The organism is Microcystis sp. LE19-131.1A (assembly GCF_027532015.1).
GTDB classification, from domain to species: domain Bacteria; phylum Cyanobacteriota; class Cyanobacteriia; order Cyanobacteriales; family Microcystaceae; genus Microcystis; species Microcystis ichthyoblabe_A.
In genome coordinates this window covers 1-9,398 of record NZ_JAPZSS010000211.1, presented here as the reverse complement: position 1 = coordinate 9,398, position 9,398 = coordinate 1, and the positions used below count along the sequence as shown (strand labels likewise).

The window sequence follows — 9,398 nt, the reverse complement described above, 5'->3', positions numbered from 1 at the left end:
CCGATATTTTCTAGGTGTCGATAGCCTTGAATACAGGTTCCTTGTAGGTTCAAAAATTTGTCAAGTATCATAAGTAAAATAATCTCGTTTTTGGCTATTATATCAAATCTTAACTCAATTGTCTATCTTTTGGTATTAACCTCAGCAATTCTCATTTTAAGGTTTCATGACATCAAAACCCTTGCATCTAGAGGGGTTAATAATTCTTAACGAATCTCTAGATCGCTGAAACAAGGCAAAATCGTTTCAAAATGAGAATTGCTGTATTAACCTGTTTGTGCCTTAAGTCCTTCCCTATATGAGTTTCAGCTACTTTTGGGCGTAGGTACTCTCATCGAATTTTATTTTAAGTTAATTATTTGCATAACAATTCCCGAAGAGCCACAAAAATTAACACACAAAAACCAAAAGAGCCAGCCGAAGCTTGCCCTGAGCTACGTCGAAGGGTATTGTCGTTAGGAAAAGCGCGATACTGCCCATAGAGGGGATGTAAAACCAAAAGCTGGGCCTAAAGTCCGTCTTGAGGCAATCCCCCGTGAAATAGGAAGCTCTCAACGACCTTGAGAGTAGTTCACTTTATCAAAATCTTCTAGAGGGGATATAGTGTAGAGAGAATGATGTATCTTAATATAAGTAAAGTTTCGTAACAATTCTGAAATCCTTTGCTCAACTCTACCCTAGTTCCCAGCAATCCCGATCGCCTGAAACCCCTAGTCCCCAACTGGGAAAAATGTCAATCCGTCTTTTGGACGGCAGCATTTCTGGTCTCGGTCCCCGTGTTCATGCAAGCGCCCCTAGTGCGCTACTATCCCGAAGTTAGCCTAGGTTTAACCTTTTTTTGGGTGGGGTTAGGGGTTTGGCTGCTCAAACAAGAAAAAATCAGTCTTTGGGGGGATTTACTTTTGGGCTTTAGTTGGAGTTGGTTAGCAGGTTCTCTCTACTGGGGTTGGTGGCGTTGGGAACCGTTGATCCATATTCCCATGGAAGCGATCGGGCTGCCCTTTGTTCTCTGGGGACTATACAAAGGTCGCGGCAAAGTGGGCAATCTTTTCTATCTGGGTTCTTTGTTAGGGACTGCCATCACCGATGTATATTTCTATCTAACGGGACTAATTCCCTACTGGCGACAATTAATGACCGTGGAACTAGACCCCAACCTAGTATCGCCGATATTTCATAACGCCTTGGCCCAAATTGAGACCCCCTGGGGCATCAGTTGGGCGATCGTGCTGCTCAACTTGCTCTTAGCGATCGGTATTTATCCTTTGCAAAAAAGGGTATGTCATTGGTGGGCATTTAGCGGAGCCGTATTGAGTACAATTTTAGTCGATGGTTTATTTTGGATTACCGCTTCTCTGGCTTAAGGGTTTTCCTAGCTAATTCCCGTTTCCATCTATTTACTTAGATAGATGAAAATGTGCGGAATCTTGCTATATGCTATATAATGTGTAGTTGCGACTGTCTATCTATTGCCGCTCATGTACCTGTGGATATACTGCCAAGAGAAAATCCCTATTTACTACTCCATACCGATAAGGGAGAGCGTTTTTTCCCTCTCGTGGGGAGATCTTACTGGACAATCGGACGGGGCAAAGATAACGATATCGTGATTAAGGATCACTGTATCTCTCGCAATCACGCTATTTTACAATCCACGGAAACAGGAGATTTTTATCTGATCGATCTCGGTAGTCTCAATGGAACTTTTGTCAATGGCAGAAGGGTATCTATTCCCGTGACTATCCATAACACAGATCAGATCACCTTTGGCAAAACCGAGGTGCAGTTCTATCGTGCTACTCCCACCAATGTAGGCAAGCAACCGCGCAATTTAGAATGGGACACCCCTACCTCCTCCGTCCATGAACGGCGCTTAACATCGGTGATGGTGGTGGATATGCGGAATTTTACGGCTTTAACTAGGCAATTAGACGAAAAAGTGCTTTCTTCTCTGATTGGCAGTTGGTTTCGCCATGCCGGGGGTATTGTCCGCAGTTCTGGCAGTTGGGTAGATAAATATATTGGTGATGCGATCATGGCCATCTGGTTTCACGGCCAACAGGGAGTCAATCAAGACGATATCCTGCAAATTTTCCAAGCAATTATACAACTACATAACATGACTCGCGCCTTAAGCGCACAATATCCCTTACCCTTTAAATTACGCATCGGTGCGGCAGTGAATACTGGTTATGCCATGGTCGGCAATACTGGCAGCGGTGAACATCCAGATTATACAGCGATCGGGGATACAGTCAACGCCGCTTTTCGTTTAGAGTCGGCCACTAAAGAAATAGGTAGGGATTTAGCCATCGGAGCCACTACCTACAGTCATCTCATCGGTTTACCCTATCTCCACCAAGCTTTCGAGCCACATACCGTCAGTCTGAAAGGATACGACGCTAAAACTATTACCTACGGAACCACTTTTGATCACTTGGATCGTTTCCTTGATGCCAATAGTAGTGAGGAGATGACTGGAATCACAGGATTTGCCAGCCGTGCTGGTTTTGGAGAATAAACACTGTCCACTTAAAACTCAAATCTGATAACTGATCACTGATAACTGATAACTGACCTACTCTTCGGTAGCGGCGAGAACTAAATCTTCCTCCTCCAAGGCGGGGGGAACTTCGATTTCTTCCACTACTTCCGAGACGGTCCGGCCTTCCGCTTCCGCTAGACGTTTTTCTCGGTATTTAATCGCCATTTCTTCCGCTTTTTCAAACACTAACGGGCGATTTTTGAGCATATCTCCCGGTTCTGGTTCTAATTGTTTAGTCGAGAGGGAAATGCGACCTCTTTCAGCATCGAGATCGATAATCATCACTTTTAACTCATCATTGACATTGAAAACCGTGTGGGGGGTGTCAATGTGATCGTGAGAGATTTCGGAAATATGCAGCAAACCACTGACTCCACCAATATCGATGAAAGCACCGTAGGGCTTAATTCCGCGCACGGAACCGATTACCACCTGTCCCACGGCTAAACCGTTCATCTTGCGTTCCACTAAAGCGCGACGATGACTTAAAACCAGACGGTTGCGATCCTCATCCACTTCTAAAAACTTTAAGGGCAATTCCTGACCGACTAAATCCTCTTTCGCCTCTCTGGTGCTAATGTGAGAACCGGGGATAAAGCCACGGAGACCTTCAATTCTGACTAATGCTCCACCACGGTTAGTGGCGAAAACATTTGATCGCACGGTAGCATCTTCTTTTTGCAATTGACGCACCCGTTCCCAAGCGCGCATATATTCGATGCGACGGATCGACAGGGTTAGCTGTCCATCTTCATTCTCGTCGGTAAGAATGAAAAATTCCCTGGTTTCGTTGGGTTGTAAAACTTCTTCGGGATTATCGACGCGGTTGATCGACATCTCCTGCACGGGGATAAAAGCGGCGGTTTTAGCACCGATATCGATGAGCGCTCCCCGGGGTTCCATGCTGAAAACAGTCCCGGCGACAACATCTCCCGGACTGAAATGATAATCGTATTTGTCTAGAAGGGCGGCAAAATCTTCATGGGTAAAGCCTATGTTTTTGTTTGCAGTTTTTTGGGTGGTCATGTACGTTGTTTGGGCCTCGGAATTTCCGTAGGTTTTTCCTCCTATGTGATGTACAGTTTCTAAATCAAGGAGATGCCTCCTAATTTAGTTTCTAGGTAGGGACTAGGGGATGAACTGCCGCATCCGGCTTTCTTGCAGGCAATCCGCCTCAAGAATGACTTTTAAGAATCTAACCAGAGCTTGGGCTTGAAATAGCACAAGGGATCCTAATTATAACTGAATCGGGAACTATTTAAGACGAGGTGATCACGCTGGCTTCTTCCACTGGAGACCAAGAAGGATAGGCGCGTTCGATTTCGGAGGATTGCAGCAGCGCTAAAGCGGCGATAAAGTCTCTAATTCCCTGAAAATTGCCGTAAACCGAAGCAAAGCGCACATAGGCCACTTCCGATTCTTGCCGGAGATATTCTAGGACTAATTGACCGATCTCCTGACTTGTTACCTCCCGTTTTGAGTCTTGCTGCAGACGGGATTCGATATCATTGACGATCGCCTCTAATCTTGAGTGAGGAATGCCGGTTTTTTCGCAAGCGCGAACGATCCCTCGCAGCAGTTTGCAGCGATCAAAAGATTCCCGTTTACCATCTTTTTTAATCACCGTGATCGGCACCAATTCGATGCGCTCGTAGGTGGTGAACCGATATTTACACTGTAAGCATTCACGACGACGACGAATGCTCTGACCGTTTTCGGAGGAACGGGACTCTAAAACGCGACTATCGGTATGCTGACAATTAGGGCATTGCATAGGAGGCGCTCGGTGAGGGGAACCTTTAATTTAAGCCTTTAAATACGAAAACCAGAGCCGCTAACCTGCTTTTGACAAGCGGGCGGCTCAGGGAAGAAAATTATTAACCTAAACGGAGTTAAGAAATTTACTTTTGAATCCGGGGAGGTTCCCGGAAGGCGATGGCGAAGAAAATTACCGACAAAGCCATAGTTAAAACTAAAATGTAAGCGACGCTTTCCATGGTTAGACATCCTACAAGACTGCTATAACAATCCTATAGTATCAGGAAATGAGCTTTTCAGCTTGTCTGGGGATGTAATCTACATCCCCAGAATCAGTGGCAATCTATTTAACGCTAACTTTTGCCCCAGCATCTTCCAGTTTTTTCTTGATGGCGGCGGCATCATCTTTGTTAGTGCCTTCTTTAACCGCTTTGGGAGCGGCTTCTACTAGGTCTTTCGCTTCTTTGAGTCCTAAACCGGTCAATTCGCGTACCACCTTAAGGATAGCAATTTTCTTGTCGGCGGGAACTTCTTCGAGAACGACGTTAAATTCGGTTTGTTCTTCCACCGCTTCAGCAGCAGCCGCAGGAGCAGCCCCGGGGGCAGCCATAATTATGCCACCAGTTGGAGCGGCGGCACTAACTCCGAAGGTTTCTTCGATACCTTTGACTAATTCCGCAGCTTCTAAGAGGGTAAGAGTTTTGAGTTTTTCTAAGATTTCAGCTACAGCAGACATGGGTTAGACTCCTAATTGTTTGTAAGTGATTGATTGGCGCGGTATTAAGCCGCTTCTTTTTCTTCTTGACGGGCCACGGCATCGACGGCACGGGCCAAAGATGCGGGAACTTCGTTGATGCTGCGGGCCAGTTTGGTGGCAATGGCGTTGATTGCTCCGGCGGCCTGAGCGATTAACTGTTCTTTCGACGGTAAATCAGCGATCGCTTTGATCTGATCTTCTGTCAACAGTTGACCTTTTGTCCCTTCTTTGAGGACACCGCCACGCAGTTCGGTTTTTTTGCTTTCTTTTTTGAACTCTTGATAGGCCTTGAAAGCTCCACCGATATCCTCTTTTACGAGCAGAAAGGCGGATGTTCCCGATAAAAGGCTTTTCATCGGTTCCCAGCCACTATCTTCAGCGATCGCCAAGCCCATCAAAGTATTTTTGGTGACTTTACAAATCGTTCCCGTGGGGCGCAATTTGCGGCGTAGATTGCTGATTTCAGCGACGGTTAAACCTTGATAGTCGATGACCATCGTTAATTGAGCTTCGCTCAGGGAGGTTTTTAATTCTTCTAGAATTACTCCCTTGCTTTCTCTGCTTCTCCCCATCCCTTGTTCACCTCCTGTATGCGGGGGACCGGTTCCACAGGCACAAAAATAACCCCTTGTAGCGCCGGGGTTGAGTGGAGAGAATCAGTTCAGGCACGACCAAGACAGAAAAAATCTCTCTTTAGTCTTTTTGGCTGCTGTTTTCTCGCTTTGACCTCGGCAGGGTATTTAAGCTGTTTCGCACCTGCTGTCTTTGGCTTAAGCCAGTCCCTTATTATAACACTATTGCGGAATTTATGTCAAGCACCACCAGGGAGCGGGCAGGGGCAAAATCCTGACGAGTAGAACAGGCATCCTCGTTGAACGCCAAGTCTAAAACCCAAACCTCTTTATTTAAGCGGCACAAACTATAGCGTTTTTCAGTCTGCTGAGGTACAAAAGTTATGGGTTTTAGGCAAAAGGCAAGAGGCCAAGGGACTTGCGTGGGAATAATATCCCAGCCAGAAAATCGCTCTGTAGAAGAATAAGACCAGCCCTAAATGGTACATTATCAAAGCGCAAGTCCCCAAAGGCAAAAGGGAAGAAAAATAGATGTACCTCACTAGCTTAGGAAACGCTATATCTCAATTATAAAAAACGGGGTCTATACTGATAGTTTCTTCAGCAAAATAGTCCCAAAAGTCTTTCCGGTAAACACTTCATGATTCTATAGACAAAAATTATCACACAAAGTCGAGAAGAACCCAAATGGTTTACCCGTTTAGCTGTGGGGGCAGTTATTTATCACACCCTCGAATCCCTCGGTTTACGATATCCCACCGTCACCGAAGAACATCACCAAGCTTTACTGAAAGCCAAAGAAATCCTGGAAAATGAGCCAGATTAAAAATGGAAAAAAATCCCCAAAAAGCGATGATTGCCGGAAAATCGATCGTATAATCAATCTCGATTTTCAAGAATTCCCCCTATGAATTATCGCATCGATCGCCGCACCTATGCTGAAACCTACGGCCCCACCGTCGGAGATAAAGTTCGCCTGGCAGACACGGAATTATTTATCGAAGTCGAAAAAGATTTCACCACCTACGGCGATGAGGTAAAATTCGGCGGCGGTAAAGTAATTCGCGATGGGATGGGCCAATCCCCCATTTCTAGGGAAGATGGGGCGGTAGATCTAGTGATTACTAATGCCTTAATTCTCGACTGGTGGGGCATCGTTAAGGCCGATGTGGGCATTAAAGACGGCAAAATTTATAAAATCGGTAAAGCGGGTAATCCCCACATTCAAGATAATGTCGATATTATTATCGGTCCTGCTACCGAGGCATTAGCCGGGGAAGGGATGATTTTGACGGCAGGGGGGATTGATGCCCATATTCATTTTATCTGTCCCCAACAAATTGAGACAGCGATTGCGTCGGGGATTACCACAATGATTGGTGGCGGGACTGGACCTGCAACGGGAACGAATGCCACCACCTGCACCCCGGGAGAATGGAACATCTATCGAATGCTAGAGGCGGCCGAAGCTTTCCCGATGAATTTGGGTTTTTTGGGTAAAGGCAATAGCAGTCAGCCGGAAGGACTAGCGGAACAGGTAAAAGCGGGGGTAATTGGCTTAAAACTCCATGAAGATTGGGGAACCACTCCGGCAGCCATTGATACCTGTTTAAGCGTGGCCGATAAGTACGATGTGCAGGTGGCGATTCATACCGATACTCTCAATGAGGCCGGTTTTGTCGAGGCCACTATCGCCGCTTTTAAAAATCGCGTCATTCACACCTACCACACGGAAGGGGCCGGCGGTGGTCATGCTCCCGATATTATCAGGGTTTGCGGGGAAATGAACGTTTTACCCTCCTCTACTAACCCCACCCGTCCCTATACGACGAATACCTTAGAGGAACACCTTGATATGTTGATGGTTTGTCATCATTTAGACCGGAGTATTCCCGAAGATGTGGCCTTTGCTGAATCCCGCATCCGCCGAGAGACTATTGCTGCCGAGGATATTCTCCACGATTTAGGGGCTTTTAGCATCATTTCCTCCGATTCTCAAGCTATGGGACGGGTGGGGGAAGTAATTATCCGCACTTGGCAAACTGCCCACAAAATGCGGGTACAACGGGGCAGACTGACCGGGGAAACGGGAGAGAATGATAATCTGCGGGCAAGACGATATATTGCTAAATATACGATTAATCCTGCTATTACCCATGGTGTCTCCGATTATGTCGGTTCCATCGAGGTGGGCAAATTAGCCGATTTGGTTCTCTGGAAACCGGCATTTTTTGGCGTAAAACCGGAAATTGTCCTGAAAGGCGGTTTAATCGCCTGGGCGCAAATGGGCGATGCTAATGCCAGTATTCCCACACCCCAACCGGTTTATATGCGTCCCATGTTTGCCTCTTTTGGTGGTGCGATCACCAAAACTTCCTTGACATTTGTTTCTAAATATGCTATGAAAGCGGGCATTCCTGAGAAGTTAAAGCTGAAAAAAACCGCCGTGGCCGTGTCGAATACGCGCAATATCAGTAAGGCTAGTATGAAGCTTAATGACGCTTTACCGCGCATGGAAGTTAATCCCGAAACCTACGAGGTGCGTGCTGACGGGGAATTATTAATCTGTGAACCCGCTACGGTTTTACCCATGGCCCAGCGCTATTTCTTATTTTGAATTCGATTTCAGATTCAGAAAACGGGTTTTTTCAAAAAATCCGTTTTCTTTTTGAATCAACGGTTAAGGATTAGTAGGAAAATTTGGGACTCTCTTGGATTTGGTGGGTAAAATGTATTCTAAGATACATTCCTCCTAGCGAGGGGGTGGAACGAACCACAAAGACACAAAGGACACAAAGATTGATCGATCATATTGTAAGTTAAACTTATCACACAGAACCTAGAAGAGCCAATTTGGTAAAAATAACTTAACTAATCCTGCCATTAGTGCAGCAACAATAGCAACAAAGATGGTTCGATTAGTAAATTCCAAGTTATCTAGGCGTTTATTCACGCCTGTTAATTCTCCTTTAATATTTGCTATGTCAACTCTTAAGTTATTCACTTCTTCAGATAGCTTGTCTATTTTGCTATTAAGTTGTTCAGATAATCTGTCTATTTTGCCATTAAGTTGTTCAGATGACTTGTCTATTTTGTCATTAACTTCTTTGAATTGTCCTACAATAAAGTCTTTTAATTCTTTGAGGTCGTTTTCTGTAAATGTTGCCATTGTGTGACTCTCCTAGTAATTGTTTGTGATACCAATAATCTTACCACTAAGTTTAACTCCTAACCCTTAATCAGTCAAATTGCATCGAAGTTGCATCACCAGAGAGAATAAAACTGGCCCAATAAAAAGGATGTTTTTGCTTCTCACCCTTGAGCATTCCTAGTTGAATTTGTCGTAAAGCTTCACTGCGTCCTTCTCCTTCTCCTTTTTGTAAGCGTCCATAATAGGCGACCATTAAATCTTTAGTCGCATCATCAGATACTTTCCAAAGGCTAATTAATTGGCTTTCTGCTCCAGCAATGACAAAGGCTCGACGCAGACCATAAATCCCTTCACCTACGCTTCTAGTTTGGTGATTTTTTGATGATAATTAATGCTTTATACTGTATATTAATTAAGTAGCTGGTTATAATTAAATTAAAAATGGATTTTAGGTTTGATCCCCCCTGCCCCCCTTGATAAGGGGGGTGCCGATCCCCCCTTAGTCCCCCCTTGATAAGGGGGGTGCCGATCCCCCCTTAGTCCCCCCTTGATAAGGGGGGTGCCGATCCCCCCTTAGTCCCCCCTTGATAAGGGGGGTGCCGATCCCCCCTTAGT

General features: G+C 45.4%; 10 protein-coding genes, 1 pseudogene and 1 other annotated feature. Of the genes and pseudogenes, 4 read left to right on the top strand and 7 right to left on the bottom strand.

Going from position 1 to position 9,398, the window contains the following annotated elements; genetic code table 11:
- Positions 1 to 662: 662 nt before the first annotated feature.
- Positions 663 to 1,364 (top strand): DUF3120 domain-containing protein, encoded by a 702-nt coding sequence (locus tag O9323_RS15570; protein ID WP_002736983.1) that lies wholly within the window; start codon positions 663 to 665, stop codon positions 1,362 to 1,364.
- A 122-nt stretch (positions 1,365 to 1,486) separates the two neighbouring features.
- Positions 1,487 to 2,521, top strand: coding sequence for an adenylate/guanylate cyclase domain-containing protein (locus O9323_RS15565; protein ID WP_502846430.1), 1,035 nt, complete (start codon positions 1,487 to 1,489; stop codon positions 2,519 to 2,521).
- Between the two features lie 57 nt (positions 2,522 to 2,578).
- On the opposite strand, the gene O9323_RS15560 is transcribed toward O9323_RS15565, so the two are convergent.
- From O9323_RS15560 to rplJ, 5 genes are all read right to left on the bottom strand, one after another.
- A complete protein-coding gene (locus tag O9323_RS15560) occupies positions 2,579 to 3,571 on the bottom strand; it encodes a 30S ribosomal protein S1 (protein ID WP_002737013.1) in 993 nt (330 codons plus the stop codon).
- A gap of 232 nt (positions 3,572 to 3,803) precedes the next feature.
- Positions 3,804 to 4,319 carry a transcriptional regulator NrdR gene (gene nrdR / locus O9323_RS15555; protein WP_288125394.1) on the bottom strand — a complete coding sequence of 172 codons (516 nt, stop codon included), beginning with the start codon at positions 4,317 to 4,319 and terminating at the stop codon, positions 3,804 to 3,806.
- Positions 4,320 to 4,446: 127 nt separating this feature from the next.
- The gene (locus O9323_RS15550; RefSeq protein ID WP_012267019.1) at positions 4,447 to 4,542 is read right to left on the bottom strand and encodes a photosystem II reaction center protein T; all 96 of its coding nucleotides are present in this window, start codon (positions 4,540 to 4,542) and stop codon (positions 4,447 to 4,449) included.
- Positions 4,543 to 4,646: 104 nt separating this feature from the next.
- Positions 4,647 to 5,039 (bottom strand): 50S ribosomal protein L7/L12, encoded by a 393-nt coding sequence (rplL, locus tag O9323_RS15545; RefSeq protein ID WP_002736522.1) that lies wholly within the window; start codon positions 5,037 to 5,039, stop codon positions 4,647 to 4,649.
- Between the two features lie 44 nt (positions 5,040 to 5,083).
- On the bottom strand, positions 5,084 to 5,632 hold the full coding sequence (gene rplJ / locus O9323_RS15540) for a 50S ribosomal protein L10 (protein WP_002737633.1): 549 nt from the start codon (positions 5,630 to 5,632) through the stop codon (positions 5,084 to 5,086).
- Between the two features lie 98 nt (positions 5,633 to 5,730).
- Positions 5,731 to 5,847: a sequence feature (ribosomal protein L10 leader region), on the bottom strand.
- Positions 5,848 to 6,317: 470 nt separating this feature from the next.
- Between rplJ and O9323_RS15535 the strand changes: the two are divergent.
- A pseudogene (locus tag O9323_RS15535) lies at positions 6,318 to 6,458 on the top strand (polyphosphate kinase 2 family protein); the annotation flags it as partial.
- Positions 6,459 to 6,539: 81 nt separating this feature from the next.
- Positions 6,540 to 8,249, top strand: a complete 1,710-nt coding sequence (ureC, locus tag O9323_RS15530) for an urease subunit alpha (RefSeq protein ID WP_002754733.1) — start codon at positions 6,540 to 6,542, stop codon at positions 8,247 to 8,249.
- Between the two features lie 222 nt (positions 8,250 to 8,471).
- On the opposite strand, the gene O9323_RS15525 is transcribed toward ureC, so the two are convergent.
- The gene (locus O9323_RS15525; RefSeq protein ID WP_002754731.1) at positions 8,472 to 8,801 is read right to left on the bottom strand and encodes a polyhedral envelope domain-containing protein; all 330 of its coding nucleotides are present in this window, start codon (positions 8,799 to 8,801) and stop codon (positions 8,472 to 8,474) included.
- 70 nt (positions 8,802 to 8,871) lie between these two features.
- Positions 8,872 to 9,102 carry a CHAT domain-containing protein gene (locus tag O9323_RS15520; RefSeq protein ID WP_230401286.1) on the bottom strand — a complete coding sequence of 77 codons (231 nt, stop codon included), beginning with the start codon at positions 9,100 to 9,102 and terminating at the stop codon, positions 8,872 to 8,874.
- Positions 9,103 to 9,398 lie beyond the last annotated feature (296 nt).

What these genes read in the sequence shown, in the direction of transcription:
- rplJ (WP_002737633.1), bottom strand. Translation starts at nt 5,632, where the DNA reads ATGGGGAGAAGCAGAGAAAGCAAGGGAGTAATTCTAGAAGAATTAAAA.
- rplL (WP_002736522.1), bottom strand. Translation starts at nt 5,039, where the DNA reads ATGTCTGCTGTAGCTGAAATCTTAGAAAAACTCAAAACTCTTACCCTC.
- O9323_RS15550 (WP_012267019.1), bottom strand. Translation starts at nt 4,542, where the DNA reads ATGGAAAGCGTCGCTTACATTTTAGTTTTAACTATGGCTTTGTCGGTA.
- ureC (WP_002754733.1), top strand. Translation starts at nt 6,540, where the DNA reads ATGAATTATCGCATCGATCGCCGCACCTATGCTGAAACCTACGGCCCC.
- nrdR (WP_288125394.1), bottom strand. Translation starts at nt 4,319, where the DNA reads ATGCAATGCCCTAATTGTCAGCATACCGATAGTCGCGTTTTAGAGTCC.
- O9323_RS15525 (WP_002754731.1), bottom strand. Translation starts at nt 8,801, where the DNA reads ATGGCAACATTTACAGAAAACGACCTCAAAGAATTAAAAGACTTTATT.
- O9323_RS15560 (WP_002737013.1), bottom strand. Translation starts at nt 3,571, where the DNA reads ATGACCACCCAAAAAACTGCAAACAAAAACATAGGCTTTACCCATGAA.